Genomic DNA, 23,950 nt, shown 5'->3' with positions numbered 1-23,950 from the left:
TTTGTACCGCATGACCGGGTGTTCCGGGACGGGGCGTGAGCAAGGATTGATGCACGTCAACCAGCACTAGGGCTGGCGGTGTTCCACCAGTTCGAACACGTCTTTCTCCATTTCGAGGCTGGCCGCAGAGAGCATGCGGCGCTGCATCTTCACGTAGCGTTTCACCTCGGGCGCGTACCACACCAGGTAGTGCACCCGCACCGGTTCGACCTGCGCCACGGTGGGCCCGCCGGTGGCGCGGCGGCTGCTCCAGACCTCGACCTTGTGGGCCGAGAAGGTGCCGGCGGGCACGCTGACCGACTCCTGCCCCAGCACCTTGGCCTGCGAATACCAGTCGCCCCACTGCGGGTCGTAGTCGGGGGTGGCGAAGCCGCGCTGCGAGCCCATCTCGGCCAGCGAGACGGAGGCACCGAGGTAGGGGCTGAACTCGAAGCCGATCTCGCTCCAGGTGACGAAGCCGGGCGCGCCGCTGCGCGAGCGCCGCGACTCGGCCCTCGGGCCGGCGTCGGGATCGAGTGGGCGAAGGGCGTCGGTGGCCAGGCCGTCGACCAAGGACTGCATCACCATCTCGAACCGGCGCTTCGGGCTGGTGCGCCATTTGCCGGACGACTGGTAGACCCAGCGCTCTCCGCGGCGCGGCAGGCCCGAGGCCGACGACGCGGGCTCGGTGACGGCGGGCCGCGCCACCGGTGCCACGGGAGTGACTGGCGCCACAGGTCTGGCCACGACCACCCGGGGGGGCGACACCAGCAGGGTCTTGCGCACCGCCTTGTCCGCGTGGCGCGCGGTGAGCGTGAACGTGGTGGCAACGTCCACGTCCACCGGCACACAGTCGCGGCCGGCGCGTTCGAGTTCGCCGGGGCGCGGTGACAGCGTGACGCTGTCGGCATTGCTGACCCGGTAACACAGGCGCGTACCGCCCTCGCCCGCCTCGGCTCGGAACTCGTGGATCTGTGGCGGCGTGACCGCCGGTTCAGGGGTCGGTGTCGGTGTTGGCGGGGATGGAGATGGAGATGGAGATGGCTTCACAGTGTCACCCGATGCGGCCGCGACCACCGGTGGTGTTGCCACCGGCCGGGTGGTCGCACTGGGGACCGCCGCGGCCACCGGGGCCGGCGCATCGGTCTTCGGCGCGCTGGCCACCACCACGGGCGCGGCCGATTCGGGCTTGGCCGCCACCAGCGCAGTCGTTGGCTCGGGTCTCTCGGAAGGTGGCCCGCCCATCGGCAGCCACCACCACACGCCCACACCCAGCAGCACGGCGCCCACTGCGGCGGACGGCCAGACCCAGGGTAGCGCCCGCCCGCCGGCCTTGTTCGCCACCACGGCCGGGCCCCGGTTGGCCGCTTTCGCTTTGAACGGCGCCGGCTCAGGGCCGCCCTCGTGGGCCAGAATCCGTTCCAGCGTGCGTATCAGTTCACTGGAGGACGCGTCCCACTGCTTGTGGTTGATCTCCACCGCCTGGCGGCGCGTCAATAGCTTGAGGTCTTCGGGCAATTCTTCGGCGCGCGGCATGACCGCGCCACCCACCAGCACCGGCACCACACGGATGCCACGCTGGAGCGCCGCGCTGGTTTCGAGCCGGACAAAGTCGTTGGGGTCGTCGAGCCGGCGGCGCCCGGCGGCGTCGGTGCCGTGGGTCCATTCGTCACCGATCATGACGATGAGCACGCGGCAGGAACTCACCGCCTCTTCGATCGCGTTGACGAAATCGGCACCGGGTTCGATGCCCTCGACGTCCATGAACACGCGCTCGCCACCGAAGTGGCTGGCCAGCCGGTCGTACAGGCGCCCGGCGTAGCCCGCCGAGTCGTCGCGTCGGTAGCTGATGAAGATCCCGTCCATGGGCGCTCGACCCCCGTTCTTCACAACTGGCGGTACCCCGGCCTCGGGCGCTGCGCCGGGCGCGCCCTGCCAGCGCCAGATCAAGGCGTATTAGGGGCCCATCACCCGCAATTTGCAAGGGCTTGCCAGTGCAGGCGGCGCACCCCTGCCCCTCTGATGGGGGATGCGCCCGGCGGGCCCGCCACCGGGCGGCGCAAGCTGCGTGCGCTCAGTGCGCCGCAGCCGATTTTCCGGAGGCGCGGAATCGCCCCCACAGACCCACGACCGCCAGCACCACACCGCCCGCGGCCAGCCCGATCAGGGCACCGGCCAGGCTGGACACGATGGGGCCGAGCCAGCCCAGCGTGTGCGCGAAATCTTCGATGCCGTGGCCAATGGCGGGCACGCCGTGCACCAGAATGCCGCCGCCCACCAGGAACATCGCGGCCGTGCCGACGACCGACAGGCCTTTCATCAGCCACGGCGCCATGCCGACGATGCCGCGCCCGATGGCCTGTTTCCAGGCCGCCGCCTGGCGGCTGAGGTACAGGCCTGCGTCGTCGAGCTTGACGATGCCGCCCACCAGGCCATAGACGCCGATGGTCATGATGATGGAGATGCCCACCAGCACGGCCACCTGGCGCGCAAAGCTGGCCTCGGCCACGCTGCCCAGGGTGATGACGATGATCTCGGCCGAGAGGATGAAGTCGGTGCGCACGGCGCCTTGGATCTTCTCTTTCTCGAAAGCCACCAGGTCGATCTGCTCGTCGTTGACCGCCTGCACCAGCTCGGCGTGGTGCTGCTGGTCTTCGGCTTTGCGATGGGCCAGCGCATGCACCACCTTTTCGGTGCCTTCGTAGCAGAGGAACAGACCGCCCAGCATCAGCAGCGGCGTGATGGCCCAGGGCGCCACGGCGCTGATGGCCAGCGCGGCGGGCACGAGAATCGCCTTGTTCTTCAAGGAACCCTTGGCCACCGCCCAGACCACGGGCAGCTCCCGGTCAGCCTTGACGCCGGTGACCTGTTGCGCGTTGAGCGCCAGGTCGTCGCCCAGCACACCGGCCGTCTTCTTGGCGGCCAGTTGCGTCATGGCCGCCACGTCGTCGGCGGCGGCCGCGCCCTGGCGGGCGGCGACCTTGGTCATGACGGCCACGTCGTCCAGCAGGGTGGCGATGTCGTCGATGAGGGCTAAGAGGCTGGAGGCGGCCATGGTGTGCGTTCGGTCAGGTCAAGAGAAACAACGAATCAAACCACCCATTTGCGCGCATTGCGCCAGATGCGCATCCACGGGCTGTGGGCGTTCAGGTCGCCGCTGGTCCAGCTCATCTGGATGTTGCGAAACACGCGTTCGGGGTGCGGCATCATGGCCGTGAAGCGGCCGTCGGCCGTGGTCACCGCCGTCAGGCCGCCCGGGCTGCCGTTGGGGTTGAACGGGTACTGCTCGGTGGCCGTGCCGTGGTTGTCCACGAAGCGCATGGCCGCGATGGCCTGCCCCGGGTTGCCGCGGTGCTTGAAGTTGGCGTAACCCTCGCCGTGCGCCACGGCGATGGGCAGGCGGCTGCCGGCCATGCCCTGCAGGAACAGGCTGGGCGATTCGAGCACTTCCACCATCGACAGGCGCGCCTCGAAGCGCTCGCTCTGGTTGGTGGTGAAGCGCGGCCAGGCTTCGGCGCCGGGGATGATGTCGGCCAGCTCGGCGAACATCTGGCAGCCGTTGCACACGCCCAGGCCGAAGGTGTCTTCGCGGCCGAAGAAGCCCTGGAACTGTTCGGACAGCAGTGGGTTGAACGTGATGCTGCGCGCCCAGCCGATGCCGGCGCCCAGCGTATCGCCATAGCTGAAGCCGCCGCAGGCGACCACACCTTTGAAATCCGCCAGTTTCGCGCGGCCGGTCTGCAGATCGGTCATGTGCACGTCGTAGGCCTCGAAGCCGGCCTGGGTGAAGGCGTAGGCCATCTCCACGTGCGAGTTCACGCCTTGCTCGCGCAGGATGGCGACCTTGGGTTTCGACAGGTTCAGGAACGGCGCGGCCACGTTGTCGGCCGGGTCGAACGTCAGCGACACGTGCATGCCGGGGTCAGCAGGCAGACCAGCCGCGGCGTGTTCGGCATCGGCGCAGGCCGGGTTGTCGCGCTGCTGGTTGATCTTCCAGCTCACGCTGTCCCAGACCTGGTGCAGGTCGAACAGGCTGGCGCTGAACACGGCCTTGGTGTCGCGCCAGACCTGCAGCTGACCCTTGCCCACGTCCATGCTGGATGACTGAGGACGGGTCTTGCCGATGAAGTGGCTGTGTTTGGAAAGGCCGTGCTCGCGCAGGGTCTGCATCACTTCGTTGCGGTGCTCGGTGGCCACCTGCAGCACCACGCCCAGCTCTTCGCTGAACAGGGCCCTGAGCGTGAGCTCCTGGCGGCGCGCGGCCACCTGGGTGGCCCAGTTCTTGGCGTCGCCGCTGTCCATGCGGCTGTCACTGATGCCGTCGCCCTCCAGCACCAGCATGTCCACGTTCAGCGCCACGCCCACGTGGCCGGCAAAGGCCATTTCGGCCACGGTCGCGAGCAGGCCGCCGTCGCTGCGGTCGTGGTAGGCGAGGATGCGGCCCTGGGTACGCAGGGCGTTGATGGCGTTGACCAGGTTGACCAGGTCTTGCGCACCGTCCAGATCGGGCACCGTGTCACCGAACTGGCCCAGCACCTGGCCCAGCACGCTGCCGCCCATGCGGTTCTGACCCTTGCCGAGGTCGATCAGCACCAGGGTGGTGTCTTCGATCTGGTTGTTCAACTGTGGCGTGAGCGTGCCGCGCACGTCGGCCAGCGTGGCGAAGCCGGTGACGATCAGGCTCACCGGCGAGGTGACTTTTTTCTTGTCCGCGCCGTCGCTCCACTGCGTGCGCATGGACAGGCTGTCCTTGCCCACGGGGATGGAAATGCCCAGCGCCGGGCACAGCTCCATGCCCACGGCCTTCACGGTCTCGTACAGCGCGGCGTCTTCGCCCGGCTCGCCGCAAGCGGCCATCCAGTTGGCGGACAGCTTCACGCGCGGCAGCTCGATCGGTGCGGCCAGCAGGTTGGTGATGGCCTCGGCCACGGCCATGCGGCCCGAAGCCGCGGCATTGATGCCGGCCAGCGGCGTGCGCTCGCCCATGCTCATGGCTTCGCCCGCAAACCCGGCGAAATCGGCCAGGGTCACGGCGCAGTCGGCCACCGGCACCTGCCAGGGGCCGACCATCTGGTCGCGGTGCGACAGGCCGCCCACGGTGCGGTCGCCGATGGTGATGAGGAAACGTTTGGAGGCCACGGTCGGGTGGCTCAGCACGTCGATCACGGCCTGCTGCAGGTCCACACCGGTCAGGTCCATGGGCTGGCCGGTGCGTTCGACGGTGGTCACGTCGCGGTGCATCTTGGGCGGCTTGCCGAGCAGCACGTCCATGGGCATGTCGACTGGGCTTTCATGGCCTTCATCGACCAGCGACAGGTGACGCTCTTCGGTGGCCACGCCGACCACCGAGAAAGGGCAGCGCTCGCGCTCGCAGAAGGCCTTGAACTGCGCCAGCGACTCGGGCGCGATGGCCAACACGTAGCGCTCCTGGCTTTCGTTGCACCAGATTTCTTTCGGCGCCAGGCCGCTCTCTTCCAGCGGCACGGCGCGCAGGTCGAAGCGCGCGCCCCGGCCGGCGTCGTTCACCAGCTCGGGAAAAGCGTTGGACAGGCCGCCCGCGCCCACGTCGTGGATGAACAGCACCGGGTTCTGCTCGCCCTGTGCCCAGCAGTGGTTGATGACTTCCTGCGCGCGGCGCTCGATCTCGGGATTGCCACGCTGCACAGAGTCAAAGTCCAGCGAGGCGGCGTTGGTGCCGCTGGCCATGGAGCTGGCGGCGCCGCCGCCCATGCCGATCTTCATGCCCGGGCCGCCGAGCTGGATCAGCAGCGTGCCGGCCGGGAAGTCGATCTTCTTCGTGAGCTTCGAGTCGATCACGCCCAGGCCGCCCGCGATCATGATGGGCTTGTGGTAGCCGCGGGTCACGCCCGCCACGTCCTGCTCGTATTCGCGGAAATAGCCCAGCAGGTTGGGCCGGCCGAATTCGTTGTTGAACGCGGCGCCGCCCAGCGGGCCCTCGGTCATGATCTGCAGCGGGCTGGCGATGTGCTCGGGCTTGCCGCCCGGCTGGTCGCTCAGGCCGCCCCAGAGTTTGGAGACGGTGAAGCCGGTCAGGCCGGCCTTGGGCTTGGAGCCGCGACCGGTGGCGCCTTCGTCGCGGATCTCGCCGCCCGCGCCGGTGGCGGCACCGGGGAACGGGGAAATCGCGGTCGGGTGGTTGTGGGTTTCCACCTTCATCAGGACGTGGTTGGTCGCGGCCTGGCTGGCGTAGGCGGGCGAGGCGCCCTGCCCGGCGCGCGCCACGAAACGCTCGACCTCGCTGCCTTCCATGATGGAAGCGTTGTCGGAGTAGGCGACGATGGTGTGTTGCGGCGCCGTCTGGTGGGTGTGGCGGATCATGCCGAACAGGCTCTTGTCCTGCGCCACGCCGTCGATGGTGAACTGCGCGTTGAAGATCTTGTGGCGGCAGTGTTCGCTGTTGGCCTGCGCGAACATCATCAGTTCGACGTCGGTCGGGTTGCGTTTCAGGCCGTTGAACGCAGCCACCAGGTAGTCGATCTCGTCATCGGCCAGGGCCAGGCCCCATGCGAGGTTGGCTTTTTCCAGCGCCGCGCGGCCACCGGCCAGCACGTCCACGTGCTCCATGGGCGCGGGGTGCAGCTCGGTGAACAGGGCCTCGGCCTGGCTGCGTTCGGTGGTCACGGCCTCGGTCATGCGGTCGTGCAGCACGTCGGCCACGGCGCGCAGTTGGTCCGCGCTCAGGCTGGCCTTGCCGAGCAGGCCGCTCTTGAGGCCAATGCGGTATTCCACCAGCCGCTCCACGCGGTGCAGCGCCAGACCGCAGTTGTGGGCGATGTCGGTGGCCTTGGAGGCCCAGGGCGACACCGTGCCCAGGCGCGGCATCACCAGCAGCGCCGGGGCGCCGGCTTTTTCCAGCGCCAGGTGGGCTTCGGTGGCCGGCTCGCCATAGGCCATGAGCTGGCCCACGCGGTCCAGCGTGGCCGCGTCGGGCGCGGCGTCGAACGACGCCAGGTGCACGAAGCGGGCCGAGAGGCCGGTGATCTTGTCGGAAATGCCCACGAGACGGGGCAGGATTTGCTGGACTTTGAAGTCGCTGACGGCGTTGCCGCCATCGAAGAAGCGCAGGTGCAGGGTCACGGTGGGTGGCCTTGGGGCTGGCGGGCGCGGGGTGGCCCGGGGGGATGGGTGGAAACCCGGCATTTTACCCGGGGCTCCGCGCCCGATTCCCCTGTCGTTTCAAGGCGTTGCGGTCCGCAGGATAATCGCCTCCCATGAGCATCACCTACAAAGACGAAGCCGGCATTGCGGGCATGCGTGTGGCCTGCAAGCTGGCCTCCGAAGTGCTGGACCACCTCACGCCGCTGATCCAGCCGGGGGTGACCACGCTGGAGATCGACCGACTGGCGGCCGAGTACATGAAACAGCAGGGCACGGTCTCCGCCACCATCGGCTACCAGCCCAGCGGCTACCCACCCTACCCCGGCCATCTCTGCACCTCGATCAACCACGTGGTGTGCCATGGCATCCCCAACGAGAAGCCGCTCAAGAAGGGCGACATCCTGAACGTGGACGTGACCGTGATCACGCCCGAAGGCTGGTACGGCGACAACAGCCGCATGTACATGATCGGCGGCGAGGCCGCCTGCAGCATCCAGGCCCGGCGCCTGTGCCGCGTGACCTACGAGGCCATGTGGAAGGGCATCGTCATGGTCAGACCCGGCCTGCACCTGGGCGACATCGGCCACGCGATCCAGGTCTTTGCCGAAGGCAATGGGTATTCGGTGGTGCGCGAGTTCTGCGGCCACGGCATCGGGCGGCGCTTCCACGAGGAACCGCAGGTGCTGCACTACGGCCGCCCGGGCACGCTCGAAGAGCTCAAACCCGGCATGACCTTCACCATCGAACCCATGATCAATGCGGGCAAGCGCGACATCAAGGAAATGGGCGACGGCTGGACCATCGTCACCAAGGACCGTTCGCTGTCGGCCCAGTGGGAACACACCATCCTGGTCACCGAAACCGGCTACGAAGTGCTCACGCTGTCGGCGGGCAGTCCCGCAGCGCCGGCCTTCGTGACCCCGGCCAACGGCCTTGCCGCGTAAGCCCGTGAAGGGCCAACACGCCACCGCCATGGGCGATCTCAGTGAACTGCGGCTGCAGTACCGCCGCGACAAAGCCGCTCTGCTGGCCCAGCTGGGCGTGCAGGGGTCGTCCACCCGTGGCGTGCGCAGCGCGCTGCAAAAGCTCTCGCGCCTGACCGACCAGACCCTGCGGGAACTCTGGGCGCGCGCCGGCTTTGGCCCGGGTTTTTCGCTCATCGCCGTGGGTGGCTACGGCCGTGGCGAACTGTTTCCGTCGTCCGACGTGGACGTGCTGGTGCTGCTGCCCGACGGCGCCCAGCCCGATGAGGACAGCGCTCTCAAGACCCGGCTGGAGACCTTCATCGGCGCCTGCTGGGACGTGGGTCTGGAGATCGGCTCCAGTGTGCGCACCACGGCCGATTGCGTGGCCGAGGCGTCGAAAGACGTGACGGTGCAGACCTCGCTGCTGGAATGCCGGTTGATCCGCGGCGGCAAGGCCCAGTTCGCGGCGCTGGTCAACCAGCTCAACGAGGCCATGGACCCCAAGGCCTTCTTCGTGGCCAAGACGCTGGAGATGCGCCAGCGCCACAACAAGTTCGAGAACACGCCCTATTCCCTGGAGCCCAACTGCAAGGAGTCGCCCGGTGGCCTGCGCGACCTGCAGATCGTGCTCTGGGTGGCCAAGGCCGCCGGTCTGGGCCGCAGCTGGGACGAGCTCGCGCGCCGGGGCCTGGCCACGCCGCTCGAAGCGCGCCAGATCAAGTCGAACGAGGCCTTGCTGAGCCTGATCCGCGCGCGCTTGCACCTGTTGTCGAACCGGCGCGAGGACCGCCTGGTGTTCGACCTGCAGAACGTGGTGGCCGAGTCGTTCGGCTACAAGGCCCAGGCGCCCGCCGTGCGTGGCGCGCGGCGTGCCAGCGAAGAGCTGATGAAGCGCTATTACTGGGCCGCCAAGGCGGTGACCCAGCTCAACCAGATTCTGCTGCTCAACATCGAGGAGCGCCTCAACAGCGACGACATCGGCGTGGACCGCCTGCGTCCGATCAACGAGCGCTTCTTCGACAAGGCCGGCATGCTGGAGGTCGCCAGCGACAACCTGTACGTGCAGCAGCCGCACGCGATCCTGGAGACCTTCCACATCTACCAGACCACGGTCGGCATCAAGGGCCTGTCGGCGCGCACGCTGCGCGCGCTCTACAACGCCCGCCCGGTCATGAACGCGCAGTTTCGCGCCGACCCGGTCAACCGGGCGCTGTTCCTGCGCATCCTGCAGGAGCCCGAAGGCATCACCCACGCCATGCGGCTGATGAACCAGACCTCGGTGCTGGGGCGCTACCTCTGGGTGTTCCGCAACATCGTGGGCCAGATGCAGCACGACCTGTTCCACGTCTACACCGTGGACCAGCACATCCTGATGGTGCTGCGCAATGTGCGCCGCTTCTTCATCGCCGAGCACTCGCACGAGTACCCGTTCTGCTCGCAACTGGCCGCCGGCTGGGACAAGCCCTGGATCTTCTACATCGCGGCCCTGTTCCACGACATCGCCAAGGGCCGCGGCGGCGACCACTCCGAACTCGGCTCGCGCGACGTGCGCACCTTCTGCCGCCAGCACCGGCTGGACCGCGAAGACGCGAAGCTGATCGAGTTCCTGGTGGCCGAGCACCTGACCATGAGCCGCATGGCGCAGAAGGAAGACCTGAGCGACCCCGACGTCATCAACGCCTTCGCCCAGCGGGTGGGCAACGAGCGCTACCTGACCGCGCTCTATCTGCTGACCGTGGCCGACATCCGCGGCACCAGCCCCAAGGTGTGGAACGCCTGGAAGGGCAAGCTGCTGGAAGACCTGTACCGCTACACCCTGCGCGCGCTCGGTGGCCGCGCGCCCGACCCCGGCGCCGTGATCGAGGCGCGCAAGCGCGAGGCCCTGTCCATGCTGGCGCTGCACGCCCTGCCCCACCTGGCGCACAAGGCGCTGTGGGACACGCTGGACGTGAGCTATTTCATGCGCCACCAGGCCGACGAAATCGCCTGGCACACCCGGGTGCTGACGCGCCAGCTCGCGCTCAACGCGGCCCAGACGCCGTCGCAACTGGCCACACAACACGCGCGCGCCGCGGCGCAGCGCCCGGCCGAGGCCCCGGGAACCGAGACCGCCGCCGCCACGGAAAACTGCATCGTGCGCGCCCGGCTGTCGCCCGAAGGGGAAGGTCTGCAGGTGCTGGTGTACGCGCCCGACCAGAGCGACCTGTTTGCCCGCATCTGCGGCTATTTCGACGCCTCGGGCTTCAGCATCCTGGACGCGCGCATCCACACCACCCACAACGGCCATGCGCTCGACACCTTCCAGGTGGTGGCGCCCACCTTGTCGGATCACTACCGAGAACTCACGGCCATGGTGGAAAACAACCTGGCCCAGACCATCGACCAGCGCGGCCCGCTGCCCACGCCGAACAAGGGCCGGCTGTCGCGCCGGGTCAAGAGCTTCCCGGTGACGCCGCGGGTGGACCTGCGGCCCGACGAAAAGGCCCAGCGCTGGCTGCTCAGCGTGTCGGCCAGCGACCGCGCCGGCCTGCTCTACTGCATCTCGCGCGTGCTGGCGAAAAACGGCATCAGCGTGCAACTGGCCAAGATCACCACGCTGGGCGAGCGCGTGGAAGACACCTTCCTCATCAGCGGCCCGCAGCTGCAGGTGAACAAGCGCCAGATCGAGATCGAGACGGAGTTGCTGGAGACTTTGGAGGGGTGAAGCCCGGCAACACCTGGGCGAGCCGATGAGGCTGGGCGGTCGACTCCGCTCATGTCCCCCGACGCAGGCTTCGCCCGCGTCTCCTCCTTTACTTCGCTGCGTCGCCCACCCAGCCTCATCGGCTTGGCAAGGTGATTGGCGCACGGCGGACCCACCAAGCCCGCAGGATCAGGAAGGCTGCAGGTTCAGCGCAGCGAAGTAAAGGAGGAGGAACGGCGCAGCCGTTCCGGGGGACATGAGCGGAGCTGAGCCTGCAGTCTTCCTGATCCCGCCAACCAGCAGCCCAGCAAGGTATCAGGCACTCGCAGGCTCCACCCTTGGCGGCACCTCCACGTGCGCCGGTCTACGACCGAAGAACAGCCGCCCAAAGAAGTTGGCCACGTCGTCCACCATGGTGAACACCGCCGGAATCACCAGCAGGCTCAGGAAGGTCGAGGTGATCAGGCCGCCGATCACGGCCACCGCCATCGGCGAGCGGAAACTGGCGTCGGCCGCGCCCCAACCCACCGCGATCGGCAGCATGCCCGCGCCCATGGCGATGGTGGTCATGACGATCGGGCGGGCGCGTTTGTGGCAGGCGTCCAGGATGGCGTGCACCCGGTCCATGCCGTGCTCGCGCCGCGCCTCGATCGCGTACTCCACCAGCAGGATGGAGTTTTTCGTGGCCACCCCCATCAGCATGATCAGACCGATCAGCGAAGGCATGGAAAACGCCTTGTTGGTCAGCAGCAGCGCCACGAAAGCGCCACCCAGCGACAGCGGCAGCGCCGCCAGGATGGTGACCGGGTGCAGGAAGGCTTTGAACAACAGCACCAACACGATGTAGATGCACAGCACGCCGGTCAACATCGCCAGGCCGAAGCTGGCGAACAGCTCACCCTGCACCTCGGCGTCGCCGATCTCCAGCACCGACACGCCCGCGGGCAGGTTGTTGATGCTGGGCAGCTTGTTCACCGCGGTCTTCATGTCGCCCAGCGCAATGCCGGCCAGCTCGACCTCGAAATTGATGTTGCGCGAGCGGTCGTAGCGATCGATCACCGCCGGGCCCCCGCCAAACGACAGCGTGGCCACCTGCCCCAGCATCACCGGCCCGCGGCTGCCCGGCACCGCCAGACGCCCCAGCACCTCCAGGTTCTCGCGCGCGGCGGCGTCGAGCTTGACCACGATGGGCACCTGGCGCTGCGGCAGGTTCATCTTGGGCAAGGCGCTGTCGTAGTCGCCCACGGTGGCGATGCGCAGGGTCTCGGCGATGGCGCTGCTGGTCACGCCCATCTCGGCGGCGCGGGCCAGATCGGGCGCGACGCTGATTTCGGTGCGCACCAGCGCCGCGGTGGACTGGATGCTGCCCACGCCCGGGATGGTGCGCAAGTCGCGCTCGATCGCCATGGCCGCCGTGCCCAGCGCGCTGGCGTCGTTGCCGGTCAGGGTGAGGATGTATTTTTCACCCGAACCACCCAGCCCCACCTTGCTGCGCACGCCCGGCAGGTTGGACATGGCCGCCCGGATCTGGTTTTCGATCACCTGCTTGCGCGGGCGTGTGCCGCGCGGATCGAGCTGGATCGTGAGCGCCGCCTTGCGCGACTCCTGCGCGCCTTGCGGCGCGAACGGATCGCTGCCCGCCGAGCCCGAGCCGATGGTGGTGTAGACCGACTTGACGTGGGACACCGCGCTCACCAACTGGCGCGCGCGCTCGGCCGTGGCCACGGTCTGCTTGAGCGTGGCGCCCGGCGGCAGCTCCAGGTAGACCTGCGTCTGCGAGTTGTCGTCGGCGGGGATGAAGCCCTGTGGCAGCAGCGGGATCAGCATCAGCGAACCCACGAAGAACGCGCCGGCGGCCGCCATGGTGATCCAGCGGTGGCGGATGCACCAGGCCGCCCAGGTGCCGTAGGTGTGCAGCCAGGCCGGCTCGCTCTGGTTGGTCATCCAGCCCCAGATGGCGCCCAGCACGCGGTTGCGGCGCGCCCAGGCGGGCCGGTCCTTGGCCAGCACCACCGGCTTGAGCAGGTAGGCCGCCATCATGGGCGTGAGCGCACGCGCCACCACCAGCGAGGCAAACACCGCGAACGAGGCGGTCCAGCCGAACTGCTTGAAGAACTTGCCCGGAATGCCCGACATGAAAGCGGTGGGCAGGAACACCGCGATCAGGGTGAAGGTGGTGGCGATCACGGCCAGGCCGATTTCGTCGGCCGCCTCCATGGCCGCCTGGTAGGGCGACTTGCCCATGCGCATGTGGCGCACGATGTTCTCCACCTCGACGATGGCGTCGTCCACCAGGATGCCGATCACCAGCGACATGGCCAGCAGCGTCACCACGTTGATGGTGAAGCCCATGTAGTGCATGCCGATGAAGGCGGGAATGGCCGACAGCGGCAGCGCCACGGCCGAGACCACGGTGGCTCGGAAGTCGCGCAGGAACAGCCAGACCACCAGCACCGCGAGGATGGCACCCTCGTACAGCAGCAGCATGGAGCCGTTGAATTCCTCTTCCACCGGGGTCACGAAGTCGAACGACTCGGTGATCTTCAGGTCGGGGCGGCTGGCCTGCAGCTCCTTGAGCTTGGCGCGCACGCCGTGGCCCACCTCGACCTCGCTGGCGCCACGGCTGCGCGCCACCTCGAAACCCACCACCGGCTTGCCGTCGAGGAAGGCCGCGGCCGTGGGTTCGGCCACGGTGTCCTTCACCTCGGCGATCTGGTCCAGGCGGATGCTGCGCCCGTCCGGGAGCGAGAGCTCCAGCCGCGACAGCTCTTCGGCCGAGGTCAGCATGGAGAGCGTGCGCAGCGGCTGCTGGCTGCCCCCCACGTCGGCACGGCCACCGGCACTCTCGATCTGCACCTTGGCGAGCTGGCGCGAGATGTCGGCCGCCGTGGCGCCCAGCGCCTGCAGTTTGAGCGGGTCGAGCAGGATCTGCACCTCGCGGTTGACGCCGCCCACGCGGTTGATCGCCCCCACGCCACGCACCGACAGCAGCAGCTTGGCAATGTCGTTTTCCACGAACCAGGAGATGGCCTCGTCGTCCATCTTGTCGGAGCTGACGGTGTAGGCCAGCACCGCGCCGCTGGCGAGTTCGAGCTTGTTGATGATGGGTTCGCGCAGATCGGTGGGCAGGTCGCCCCGGATCTTGGCCACGGCCGAGCGCACGTCGTCCAGCGCCTCCTGGGTGCTCTTTTCGATGCGGAATTCGGCCGTGATGGAGACCGTGCCGTCCTGCACCTTGGTGTAGATGTGCTTGAGCCCCTGCAGCGCGGCCAGGCTGTTTTCGATCTTGCGCGCCACGTCGTTTTCGAGCTGCGTTGGCGCGGCACCGGGCAGGCTGGCCACGATGGTGATGTTGGGCACGTCCAGATCGGGGAAGTTCTGCACCTTCATCGACTGGAACGAGAACAGCCCGGCGAGCGTGAGCATGACGAACAGCATCGCCGCGGGAATCGGATTTCTGATGGACCAGGCGGAAACGTTCATGACCGGACCTTCACTGGACGACTTTGACCAAATCGGCTTCGTTCAGGAAACCCGCGCCCTGCACCGCCACGGTCTCGTCGGCCTTGAGCCCGGTGAGCACCTCCACGCGCTCGCCGATCCGCCGTCCGGTCGTCACCTTGCGCTGACCCGCCTTGTTCTGCGCGTCGATCACGAACACGAAGGTGGTGCCGTCGCGCACCACGATGGACTGCGTGGGCACGGTGAGCGCGGCGCTCTCGCCCAGCGCGAAGCTGCCCTTGGCGAAGGTGCCAGCCTTGAGGTCGCCGTGCCGGGGCAGGTCCACGAACACCAGGATGTTGCGGGTCTGCGGGTCGGCCGTGGGGGCGATGGCGCGCACCGTGCCGGCGATCTCCACCCCGGTGGCGGCAGTCACCCGGACTTTCTGCCCCACCTGGATGCGGCCCACCTCGCTGGGCGTGACCTCGCCACGCCACTCCATGCGCCCCTGGCGCACCAGGCGAAACAGCTCCTGCCCGGCGCCCACCACCGCGCCCACGGTGGCGCCGCGCGCGGAAATGATGCCGTCGTCCGGCGCCAGCACCCGCGTATTGCCCAGGCGCACCTGGGTCGCACCCAGGGCGGCCTTGGCCGCTTCCCACTGGGCATGGGCCACCTTTTCCTGGGTCAGGTACTGCGCGATCTGCGAGGCCGACAAGGCGCCGGTGTCCTGGATCGAACGCGCCCGCTCGGCATCGGCCTTGGCGTTTTCATAGCTGGCCTCGGCCTGCATCAGGCTGGCCCGGCTCTGCAGGCTCTCGGCGTGGGTGGTCTCGTTGGCAAACACCGCCAGCACCTGGCCCTTGCGCACCACGTCGCCGACGTTGACGTTCACCAACGACAGCCGCAAGCCGTTGACCTCGGCACCCACGCTGGCCTCTTGCCAGGCGCTGATGTTGCCGTTGGCCTGCAGGGTCAGGGCCAGGCTCTCGCTGGAGGGCCGGGCCACCGTGACCGTCATGGACGGCTTGGGTCCGACCTCGTCGGCCGGCAGGGTTGCCTCGGCCGATTGCGCGGGCTGGCGCAGGAACACGGCAAGGACCAGCAGCAACAGGGCCGCCAGGGCGATGGCCAGCCAGAGCCAGCGTCTGCGGGGGGATGGGGTGTGCAGCGTTGCGGGATTCATGACGGCTCTTTGGATGCGTTGAGGGTGTCCAGCGGATCAAAGCCGCCGCCCAGGGCGACATACAGACTGATCCAGGCGTTGATGCGTTCCTGCTGCAGCGTCACGGCGCTGCTGTCGGCGTTGAGCTTGAGGCGGCGGGCCTCTTCGAGCTCGTTGAGGTTGGCCAGGCCCACGCGGTAACGCGCCTCGGTGGCGTTGAACGAGCGGGTATAGCCCTCCACGGCGGTCTGGGTGGCGTCCACCCGCTGTCGCAGGCTGGCCAGGCTCACCAGCGCCTGCTCCACCTCGGCCACCGCGCGCCGCAGCGTGCCGGCGTAGGCCGCACCGGCGGCGTCGTACTGGGCCACGGCGGCGTCCGCGCTCGCGCGCAGACCGGCACGCCCGATCACCGGCAGGCTCAGCGTGAGCGGCCCGACCGACCAGCTGTTGAAGGAGGTGGTGATGCCTCCGCTGGAAAACCGGTTGCGCAGCACGTTGCCCGAAAGGCTCAGGCTGGGCAGCAGCGCCGCGCGGGCCACGCCCACACCCTCGCTGGCGGCCACCAGGTCGCGCTGCGCGCGGTAGACGTCGGGGCGCTGGCGGATCACCTCCGCCGGCACGGCGCTCACGGCCAGCATGGCCTCAAGCCGGGGACTGGCCGGCAGGCCGGGCGCGGCGGCCAGCTGGGCGCGCAGCTCGGGTTCGGCCAGGCCGGTGAGCGCCACCAACGACTTGAGCTGCCGCTCGCACTGCTCGGCCTGCTGCTCGGTGCGGCTGGCGGCGTCGGCGCCGCTGGCGCGCGCCAGGGCGGCCACGGCGGGCGCGGTGAGTCCGGCGCGCTCGCTCTGCGCATTGGCATTGGCCGTCGCGGCGCGCGAGTCGCGGTCGCTGCTGGCCACGGCGAGCTGCGCCAGGCACAGGCGGTGGGCGAAATAGAGCTGGGCCACCTCGGACGCCACCAGCACGCGCGCCTCGTGCCAGCCCGCGTTGGCCGCATCCTGTTGGGCCCGGGCGCGCTGGGCACTGGCCGCCTGGCCGCCCCACACGTCCAGCGCCCACGACATCTGGGCGCCCGCGCTCAGGCTGTTGCCCAGGGGCTGCTGGCCCGGGGTCTCGCCGCGCGAGGCGTTGGCCAGCACGGAGACCTGGGGGCCGGCCGCGCTCTGCACGCCCGCCAGACTGGCGCGCGCGGCAAACACCTGCGCCCGCGCAGCGGCGATGCTGGGGCTCAGGGTCTGGGCGCTCTGGATGAAACCGGTCAACACCGGGTCATCGAACTGGTTCCACCACTGCGCCAGGTTCTGGCCGCTGCCCTGGTGCGCCAGCGGTGGCGCGTACCAGGCTTCGGGCAAGGCCACCGCTGGTTCGGTGGGCGGTGTGGTGGTGCTGCAGGCGGCCAGCACGGCGGCCAGTGCCACCACGGCAAATGTTCTCTTCATCAAACTCGGAACTCCCCCGTTGGATTGCTTTTTGGGCGCTTGACTCTCGGCTGTTTTTGCGTCACGGGCGTGACCAGGTGTTACGCCCCTGTTGTCGTATCGGGTATTGGTTCCCGCGCGCCTTCAGTCGTCCTCGGGCGCGAGCCCCGGAAACAGCACGTCGTTGAACCCGAACCGGCTGAAATCGCGCATGCGCATGGGATAGAGCTTGCCCAACAGGTGGTCGCATTCGTGTTGAACCACCCGCGCATGAAAATCGGCGGCTTCGCGGTCGATCGGGTGGCCGATGATGTCACAACCCTGGTAGCGGATGCGCCGCCAGCGCGGCACCACCCCGCGCAGGCCGGGCACCGACAGACAGCCCTCCCAGTCCTCTTCCTCCTCGTCGCCCAGCGGGGTGATCACCGGGTTGACCAGCACCGTGCGCGGCACGGGCGCCGCGTCCGGGTAGCGCGGGTTGGGCGCGCCGCTGCCGAAGATCACCACCTGCAGGTCGACGCCGATCTGTGGCGCGGCCAGGCCCGCGCCGTTGGCGGCCGCCATGGTGTCGAGCAGATCGGCCACCAGCTGGTGCAGCTCGGGGGTGTCGAACGTGGTCACGGGACGCGCCACGCGCAGCAGGCGCGGATCGCCCATTTTCAGGATGGTTTGAACGGTCATGGTGCGGAAATGGGGTGGCGGTTCAAGGTTTACCCCGTAGGGTGTCTGGCGGGGGCGCGGTACATTGACTTTCGCTGACCGGACACGGTGTGCCCGGGGCGTTTCAGGAGGATTTTCCATGCATTCACCCCGTTCTGCGCCCCCCTTGGCACCGGCCGCACCGTCCAGGCTTGGGCTCGGGGCGCTCGCCACCGGTTTCCTGCTGGCCGCAGGCCTGGCGCTGTGGAGCGCCCAGGCCCGTGCGCAAGGCGCCGAGATCTTCAAGGGTGCCGACCTCGCGCTGGGCGAAAAGCTCATCGCCGAACACCGCTGTGCGCAATGCCACGCCAGCAAGATCGGCGGGGACGGCAGCGGCATCTACAAACCCCGGGGCCGGATCAACACCGCCGGGCTGCTGCGCGGCATGGTCGAGCAGTGCAACACCACGATGAACCTGCAGATGTTTCCGGAAGACGTGACCGCCGTGGCCGCGGTGCTCAACCGCGACCACTACAAATTCAAATAAGGCCTTCCGAGCCACACCCGGTGTGGCGTGCCGCAGACAGAGGCGAAGTGGCCCTGCTTTAGACTGGCCCACCGCTTGTTACAGCACGCCTCCATGTCCCTTCTTTCACCGTTTGCGTCCGCCTGTCTTGCCATCGGGCTCGCCTTGAGCACACCGGCCGCCCTGGCCCAGGACAAGCCGCCGGCCGACACCGCCGCCGATGCCCCCTCGGCGGCACAGCCTTCCATCCCCGAACCCTCGTCGTCGGCGCGTGCGCTGTTTTCCCGCTCCAAGGACGGCATCGTGCAGGTGCGGGTGCTGCTGGCCAGCGCGGGTGAGCAGTCTTCGCTCGGTTCCGGGTTTCTGGTGCGCGACGACGGCGCCGAGGGCGCCTGGGTGGTGACCAACTACCACGTGGTGTCGGCGCTCGCGATCGACCCGCAGAAGTACCGCATCGAGCTGCGCGGCAGCAACCAGCGCGTGGCCAGGGCCCGGCTGGTGGCCCTGGACGTGGTGCACGACCTGGCGGTGCTGCGCACCGAACCCGAGGCCAGCAACACCGCCACCGCCTGGCAGGTGCTCACGCTGCGCGATGCCCCGCTGGTGCAGGGCAGCAAGGTGTTTTCCCTCGGCAACCCGCTGGAGCTCGGGTTCCTGATCTCCGAGGGCATCTACAACGGCTCGGTGGAGTCCCGGATCTACGAACAGATGCTGTTTTCGGGCGCGCTCAATTCGGGCATGAGCGGCGGCCCGGCCATCGACGACAACGGCCAGGTGGTGGGCGTCAACGTGGCCACCCGCCGCGACGGTGAACAGCTGAGCTTTCTCGTGCCCAAGCGCTATGCGCTCGAGCTGCTGCAGACCGCCTGGCGCGGCGGCGGCGGCGCGCGCACGGAATGGCGCAGCGAGATCGCCCGCCAACTGCTGGCCCACCAGCGCTTCGTGGCCGGCAAGCTGCTCGACCCCAGCGCCGGTGCCAGCGGCGCCGGGGCGCAGGCGGGTTTCTCCAGCCAGGTGCTCAGCGGCCGCCCGGTGCCCACGCTGGACGGCAACCTCACCAAGTGCTGGGCCAGTGGCATGGACGGCGAGCGCCTGCGCTACCAGCGCGATCGCCTGGACTGCGACCTGCAGTCCGAGCTGTTCGTGCGAGGCAACCTGCACACCGGCAGCCTGAGCATCGGCCACACCCTGCTGCGCAACGACCGGCTGGCCACCCCCCAGTTCATCGCCCTGGGTGCCCACGGCAACCCCGGTTGGCGCGGCGTCGGCCAGGGCACGGGCGAGCTCACACGGGCCGAATGCCAGGACGACTACGTGCAGACGGCCAGCCACGTGTACCGCGTGGCCATCTGCGCGCGGGCCTACCGCAAGTTCGAAGGCGTGTACGACTACAGCGTGCAGGCCACCCAGGTGGACGACGCCCGGGAGCGGCTGAGCAGCCACATCGACCTGCGCGGTTTTTCGTTCGACAACGCCCAGCGCCTGGGCCGCATGTTCCTGGAGCGCCTGCAATGACCTGGTTTGTCGAACACGTGCACCGCGACGGTTCGGTGCTGGCCCGGGTGGCGGTGCCTGGCGATGCCCTGCGGATCGGCCGCGCGCTGGACAACGACCTGATCCTGGACGACGCGCACTGCGCGGCGCACCACGCGTGCCTGCGGCTCCAGGCCGACGGCAGCGCCGTGCTGGAAGACCTGGGCAGCGTCAACGGCATCGCACGGCACCCGGGCAGGCCCGCCACTGAGGCCATCTCCGTCACCACCGACCAGCCGCTGCGCGTCGGGCAGAGCCTGCTGCGGGTGCGCTCCAGCGACTGGCCCCTGGCGCCCGAAAAACCGCTGTCCTCACGCACCGTGTGGCCTTGGGCCCTGCTTGCCTTGTCGGCGGTGCTGGGCTACAGCGCCTGGGAGGTCTGGCTCTCCGATCTGAACGACAAATCGCCGCCCTACCTCTACATGCTGAGCAGCATCGCCGCGGTGTTTGGCATCTGGAGCGCCGCCTACGCGCTGTTTGGCCGGCTCATCGGCGGCGTGGACCGCTTCTTTTCCCACCTGCTGATCGCCTGCTGTGGCTACCTGTGCGCGGAGGCCATCCACGCGGGGCTGGAGTCGCTGGCCTTTTCCACCGGCTGGCTGTGGCCGCTGCAGATCGCGCCCTACGTGCTGATCGTGGTGGTGGCGCTGGTGGTGCGCCAGCACCTGCGCCTGGCCGACCCTCGGCACTGGCCCACCACCCGCTGGGGCGTGCTGGTGGTCACGGTGGGGGCCTTCCTGGTGCCGCTGGGCCAGACCTGGATTTCGCAGCAGCGGCTGACCGACATCCAGACCATGGGAAAAATCGCCCACCCGCGCTGGCGCCTGGCCCGGCCCGTGCCGGTGGGTGATTTCAGCGAGCGCTCGGCCGCGCTGCAACAGCGCGTGGACGCGGCGCGCAGCGCGCCGGCTGATGAGGATGAATGGTGGTCGGGAGACGAGGAGTGAAACACCCCCCGCGCCGCTTCGCGTCACCCCCCTCTCTCGCCTTCGGCGGGAGGGGGACGGCACTGGCCGTCCGGCAAAGCCGGCCCGGCGGTGCCCCTGGGCTGCATCGCTCTCACTTACCGCCGGTTGAGGCGTCCGCGCCTGGGGCCAGCAAAGCCAGCATGGCGGCCTCGTCGAGCACCGCCACGCCGAGATCGCGCGCCTTGTCCAGCTTGCTGCCGGCCTCGGCGCCGGCCACCACGTAGTCGGTCTTCTTGCTGACCGAGCCCGCCACCTTGGCGCCGGCGGCTTCCAGCAGGTCCTTGGCCGCGTCGCGGCTGAGCGTGGGGAAGGTGCCGGTGAGCACGAAGGTCTTGCCCGCCAGCGGTTTGGGAGCCTGTGCGGCGGGCTCGCCCTCTTCCCAGGTGACGCCACAGGCCCGCAACTGCTCCACCACCTCGCGGTTGTGCGGCTGCTCAAAGAAGGTGTGGATGCTTTGCGCCACCACCGGCCCCACGTCGTTCACTTCCAGCAGTTGCTCCACCGTGGCGTCCATGATGCGGTCGATCTGGCCGAAGTGCCGCGCCAGGTCTTTCGCCGTGGCCTCGCCCACGTGGCGAATGCCCAGGCCGAACAGGAAACGCGGCAGCGTGGTGTGCTTGGACTTCTCCAGCGCGGCCACGATGTTCCGCGCCGACTTGTCGGCCATGCGCTCCAGGCCGGCCAGCGCGGTGAAGCCCAGGCGGTAGAGGTCGGGCAAGGTCTTGACCACGCCCGAGTCCACCAGTTGCTCCACCAGCTTGTCGCCCAGGCCCTCGATCTCGACCGCGCGGCGGTGGGCGTAGTGCAGGATGGCTTCCTTGCGCTGGGCGGCACAGAACAGGCCGCCGGTGCAGCGGGTGTCCACCTCGCCCTCCTCGCGCACCGCCGCACTGCCACAGACCGGGCAGACCTGCGGCATGGTGAACACCTCCGCGCCCTCGGGCCGCTTCTCGGGCAGCACGGCCACCACCTCGGGGATCACGTCGCCCGCGCGGCGCACGATCACCGTGTCGCCCACGCGCACGTCCTTGCGGCGTGCTTCGTCTTCGTTGTGCAGGGTGGCGTTGGTCACCGTCACGTTGCCCACGAACACCGGCGCGAGCTTGGCCACCGGCGTGAGCTTGCCGGTGCGGCCCACCTGCACGTCGATGGCCAGCACGGTGGTGAGCTGTTCCTGCGCCGGGTATTTGTGCGCCACCGCCCAGCGCGGCTCGCGCGTGACGAAACCGAGCCGGCGCTGCAGCGCCAGCGCGTTGACCTTGTAGACCACACCGTCGATGTCGTAGGGCAACTGGTCGCGGCTGGCGCCGATGCGCTGGTGAAAAGCGACCAGCTCGTCGGCCCCCGTGGCGATGGCGGTCTGCTCGGCCACCGGAAAGCCCCAGGCCTTGAGCTGCATGAGCAGCGCGAAGTGGGTGTCAAACGCCGGGCCACCCTGCTCCGGCGGCGTGGTCTGGCCCAGGCCGTAGGCGAAGAAGCTCAGCGGACGCTGGGCGGCAATGCCCGAGTCCAGCTGGCGCACCGCGCCGGCGGCGGCGTTGCGCGGGTTCACAAAAGTCTTTTCGCCTTTGGCACCGGCGGCGATCTTCGCGCGCTGCTTCTCGTTGAGCGCATCAAAATCGTCGCGGCGCATGTAGACCTCACCACGCACCTCCAGCAGCGGCGGGGCGTCGGCCGGCAGGCGCAGGGGAATCTGGTCGATGGTGCGGATGTTGTTCGTCACGTCCTCGCCCACCTCGCCGTCACCGCGCGTGGCGGCCTGCACCAGCACGCCGTTTTCATAGCGCAGGCTCATGGCCAGGCCGTCGAACTTGAGCTCGGCCACGTAGTCCACCGGCGGATCGGCCTCGGTCAGTCCCAGCGCACGGCGCACGCGGGTGTCGAAACTGCGCGCACCGGTCGGCTCGGTGTCGGTCTCGGTGTTGATCGACAACATGGGCACTGCATGGCGCACCGGCGTGAAGGCATCGAGCACGGAGCCCCCCACCCGCTGCGTCGGCGAATCCGGCGTCAACAGCTCCGGGTGCGCGGCTTCGAGCGCCTGCAATTCTCGGAACAGACGGTCGTACTCCGCATCCGGAATCTCCGGCGCGTCCAGCGTGTAGTACAGGTGGGCGTGGCGGTTCAACAGCGCGCGCAGCTCGGCCGCGCGTTCGGCCGGAGCGGGCTCAGAGGAAAAAAGATCAGAAGTGCTCATGCAGACAAGATCACACAGCGAATGAGGGGAAGTCAACCGAGGATGCCGCGGAACCGGCTTCGCCGGGCCGCCAGCATCGCCCCTTGGGGGGTCACGCGAAGCGTGGCGGGGGGGGTCAACTAAACAGCCGTCGCGCCTGTGGTGAACCCGCCGACAGATCGCGGCTGTCGAGCGCGTCGTACAGGCTTTCCAGGTCGGCCCCGATGCGGTCCATGGTGTCGGTGGACAGCGGTTGGCCGGCGTCGTCGGTGACCACACCATCCATGGCTTCGGCCAGCGCGGCGGCGGCCTGGCGCATGCGCACGAACGGTTGTTCGCTGCGCGGCACGTGCGTCACTTCCAGCGACAGCGCGATCTCGCGCAGCGCGCTTTGTTCGGGGTCTTCGGCCATGGCGGCCTGCGGGTCGAACACCAGGCTCAGGACCGGGGCCTGCCCGTTCTGGCTGCCCGCCAGCACCATGCGCCCGGGCAAGGCGCCGGCCACAAAGCCCAGCCGGGCCGCGTTCTGCGCCACATAGCCCGGGCTCCAGGCGGCGCGGCGCGCGCGCAGCACGAAACCGAGCTGGGCGTCGTGTCCGCTGGCGAAGGCGTCGAGTTCGCGCGCGCGGGCCACCTCGGCCCGCATGTCCGGGAAATCGGGTGTGGCGCCCACGGCGTCGGCGAAGGCCTGGGCCTTGACGACGAACTCGGAGAACTCGATGTCGTTGAGCGCGCCGGCGCGGTTGGCCAGCTGCACCCCGGCCTGCAGTGCGCGGTAGCGCTGGCCCGGGCGCGGGCTTTCCCATTCGCCGGAGCTCTCGCTCTGCCCTTCCACCGCGAACGGCTTGCTGCCCACGCGGCGTGTGCCCGGCAGGGCCGCCAGCAAGGCGTCGCCCGAGACCTCGCCTTCGAGCAGCATCGGCGTGATGACGTCGATCAGGGCGTCGAGCGCGGGCTTTTTCTCGGGCACGTGGACCACGTTGTTGAGGGTCACGGGCACCACCGGCGGCCCCGGGTGGCGGTCCTCCTGGGGCGGTGCGTCGCTGGCGGTGTCCGGTGCGGGGCCATCGTCGAGCACGGGTTCGATGCGCTGCGCGATGTCCAGCCCCGGCCCGGTCTGGGGCCGCTCGGCGAGCGCCGCCGGGGTGGTGTCGTCGAAGCGCCCGGCTTGCGTGCCGCCCTCGTAGGCGCCGGGTGCGGCGTCCTGCGGCCCGCGCTCGCGCGCCGTGCGGGGCGCGCTCTTGCTGGTGACCCAGGCGTTGTAGGCCACCACGCCCGCCAGCACGAGCCCTCCGATGATGGCCAGACTGAGTTGCAGTGTGCTCATGGTGCGAGGAG

General features: G+C 69.0%; 14 protein-coding genes. 5 read left to right on the top strand and 9 right to left on the bottom strand.

Features of this window, described 5'->3' with window-relative positions; all coding sequences use genetic code 11:
• Positions 1–66 precede the first annotated feature (66 nt).
• The 3 genes from KIH07_RS15990 to purL form a co-directional block, all read right to left on the bottom strand.
• A complete protein-coding gene (locus tag KIH07_RS15990) occupies positions 67–1,845 on the bottom strand; it encodes a toll/interleukin-1 receptor domain-containing protein (RefSeq protein ID WP_226492916.1) in 1,779 nt (592 codons plus the stop codon).
• A 208-nt stretch (positions 1,846–2,053) separates the two neighbouring features.
• On the bottom strand, positions 2,054–3,034 hold the full coding sequence (locus KIH07_RS15985; protein ID WP_226492915.1) for a DUF808 domain-containing protein: 981 nt from the start codon (positions 3,032–3,034) through the stop codon (positions 2,054–2,056).
• 35 nt (positions 3,035–3,069) lie between these two features.
• Positions 3,070–7,077, bottom strand: coding sequence for a phosphoribosylformylglycinamidine synthase (purL, locus tag KIH07_RS15980; RefSeq protein WP_226492914.1), 4,008 nt, complete (start codon positions 7,075–7,077; stop codon positions 3,070–3,072).
• Between the two features lie 134 nt (positions 7,078–7,211).
• Between purL and map the strand changes: the two genes are divergently transcribed.
• Together map and KIH07_RS15970 are read left to right on the top strand one after the other, a co-directional pair.
• Positions 7,212–8,042 (top strand): type I methionyl aminopeptidase, encoded by an 831-nt coding sequence (gene map, locus KIH07_RS15975; RefSeq protein WP_226492913.1) that lies wholly within the window; start codon positions 7,212–7,214, stop codon positions 8,040–8,042.
• Positions 8,043–8,070: 28 nt separating this feature from the next.
• Positions 8,071–10,767: a [protein-PII] uridylyltransferase gene (locus KIH07_RS15970; RefSeq protein ID WP_226494728.1), complete on the top strand. Its 2,697-nt coding sequence runs from the start codon at positions 8,071–8,073 to the stop codon at positions 10,765–10,767.
• A 294-nt stretch (positions 10,768–11,061) separates the two neighbouring features.
• Here KIH07_RS15970 and KIH07_RS15965 read toward each other — a convergent pair whose 3' ends face one another.
• The 4 genes from KIH07_RS15965 to def form a co-directional block, all read right to left on the bottom strand.
• Positions 11,062–14,229, bottom strand: coding sequence for an efflux RND transporter permease subunit (locus KIH07_RS15965; RefSeq protein ID WP_226492912.1), 3,168 nt, complete (start codon positions 14,227–14,229; stop codon positions 11,062–11,064).
• Positions 14,230–14,239: 10 nt separating this feature from the next.
• Complete coding sequence (locus KIH07_RS15960; RefSeq protein ID WP_226492911.1) at positions 14,240–15,373, bottom strand: efflux RND transporter periplasmic adaptor subunit; 1,134 nt, start codon at positions 15,371–15,373, stop codon at positions 14,240–14,242.
• On the bottom strand, positions 15,370–16,791 hold the full coding sequence (locus KIH07_RS15955; protein WP_226492910.1) for an efflux transporter outer membrane subunit: 1,422 nt from the start codon (positions 16,789–16,791) through the stop codon (positions 15,370–15,372). Before KIH07_RS15955 ends, KIH07_RS15960 begins: the two co-directional genes overlap by 4 nt.
• Positions 16,792–16,914: 123 nt before the next feature.
• On the bottom strand, positions 16,915–17,451 hold the full coding sequence (def, locus tag KIH07_RS15950) for a peptide deformylase (protein ID WP_226492909.1): 537 nt from the start codon (positions 17,449–17,451) through the stop codon (positions 16,915–16,917).
• 118 nt (positions 17,452–17,569) lie between these two features.
• Here def and KIH07_RS15945 point away from each other — a divergent pair, with 118 nt between their 5' ends.
• From KIH07_RS15945 to KIH07_RS15935, 3 genes are all read left to right on the top strand, one after another.
• Positions 17,570–17,956, top strand: a complete 387-nt coding sequence (locus tag KIH07_RS15945; RefSeq protein ID WP_226492908.1) for a hypothetical protein — start codon at positions 17,570–17,572, stop codon at positions 17,954–17,956.
• A 93-nt stretch (positions 17,957–18,049) separates the two neighbouring features.
• Positions 18,050–19,450, top strand: a complete 1,401-nt coding sequence (locus KIH07_RS15940) for a S1 family peptidase (RefSeq protein ID WP_226492907.1) — start codon at positions 18,050–18,052, stop codon at positions 19,448–19,450.
• Complete coding sequence (locus tag KIH07_RS15935; RefSeq protein ID WP_226492906.1) at positions 19,447–20,415, top strand: FHA domain-containing protein; 969 nt, start codon at positions 19,447–19,449, stop codon at positions 20,413–20,415. Before KIH07_RS15940 ends, KIH07_RS15935 begins: the two co-directional genes overlap by 4 nt.
• Before the next feature lie 112 nt (positions 20,416–20,527).
• Here KIH07_RS15935 and ligA read toward each other — a convergent pair whose 3' ends face one another.
• Both ligA and KIH07_RS15925 read right to left on the bottom strand, forming a co-directional pair.
• Positions 20,528–22,633, bottom strand: a complete 2,106-nt coding sequence (gene ligA / locus KIH07_RS15930) for an NAD-dependent DNA ligase LigA (RefSeq protein WP_226492905.1) — start codon at positions 22,631–22,633, stop codon at positions 20,528–20,530.
• A 115-nt stretch (positions 22,634–22,748) separates the two neighbouring features.
• Complete coding sequence (locus tag KIH07_RS15925) at positions 22,749–23,939, bottom strand: cell division protein ZipA C-terminal FtsZ-binding domain-containing protein (protein WP_226492904.1); 1,191 nt, start codon at positions 23,937–23,939, stop codon at positions 22,749–22,751.
• Between the last annotated feature and the right edge of the window lie 11 nt (positions 23,940–23,950).

This window comes from Hydrogenophaga taeniospiralis, from assembly GCF_020510445.1.
Lineage (GTDB): Bacteria > Pseudomonadota > Gammaproteobacteria > Burkholderiales > Burkholderiaceae_C > Hydrogenophaga.
The sequence above is the reverse complement of the archived record's forward strand: the minus strand, read 5'-3'. Positions and strand labels throughout refer to the sequence as shown.

What these genes read in the sequence shown, in the direction of transcription:
- KIH07_RS15985 (WP_226492915.1), bottom strand. Translation starts at nt 3,034, where the DNA reads ATGGCCGCCTCCAGCCTCTTAGCCCTCATCGACGACATCGCCACCCTG.
- KIH07_RS15955 (WP_226492910.1), bottom strand. Translation starts at nt 16,791, where the DNA reads ATGAAGAGAACATTTGCCGTGGTGGCACTGGCCGCCGTGCTGGCCGCC.
- KIH07_RS15945 (WP_226492908.1), top strand. Translation starts at nt 17,570, where the DNA reads ATGCATTCACCCCGTTCTGCGCCCCCCTTGGCACCGGCCGCACCGTCC.
- map (WP_226492913.1), top strand. Translation starts at nt 7,212, where the DNA reads ATGAGCATCACCTACAAAGACGAAGCCGGCATTGCGGGCATGCGTGTG.
- KIH07_RS15925 (WP_226492904.1), bottom strand. Translation starts at nt 23,939, where the DNA reads ATGAGCACACTGCAACTCAGTCTGGCCATCATCGGAGGGCTCGTGCTG.
- KIH07_RS15935 (WP_226492906.1), top strand. Translation starts at nt 19,447, where the DNA reads ATGACCTGGTTTGTCGAACACGTGCACCGCGACGGTTCGGTGCTGGCC.
- KIH07_RS15940 (WP_226492907.1), top strand. Translation starts at nt 18,050, where the DNA reads ATGTCCCTTCTTTCACCGTTTGCGTCCGCCTGTCTTGCCATCGGGCTC.
- KIH07_RS15970 (WP_226494728.1), top strand. Translation starts at nt 8,071, where the DNA reads ATGGGCGATCTCAGTGAACTGCGGCTGCAGTACCGCCGCGACAAAGCC.
- ligA (WP_226492905.1), bottom strand. Translation starts at nt 22,633, where the DNA reads ATGAGCACTTCTGATCTTTTTTCCTCTGAGCCCGCTCCGGCCGAACGC.
- KIH07_RS15960 (WP_226492911.1), bottom strand. Translation starts at nt 15,373, where the DNA reads ATGAATCCCGCAACGCTGCACACCCCATCCCCCCGCAGACGCTGGCTC.
- KIH07_RS15965 (WP_226492912.1), bottom strand. Translation starts at nt 14,229, where the DNA reads ATGAACGTTTCCGCCTGGTCCATCAGAAATCCGATTCCCGCGGCGATG.
- def (WP_226492909.1), bottom strand. Translation starts at nt 17,451, where the DNA reads ATGACCGTTCAAACCATCCTGAAAATGGGCGATCCGCGCCTGCTGCGC.
- KIH07_RS15990 (WP_226492916.1), bottom strand. Translation starts at nt 1,845, where the DNA reads ATGGACGGGATCTTCATCAGCTACCGACGCGACGACTCGGCGGGCTAC.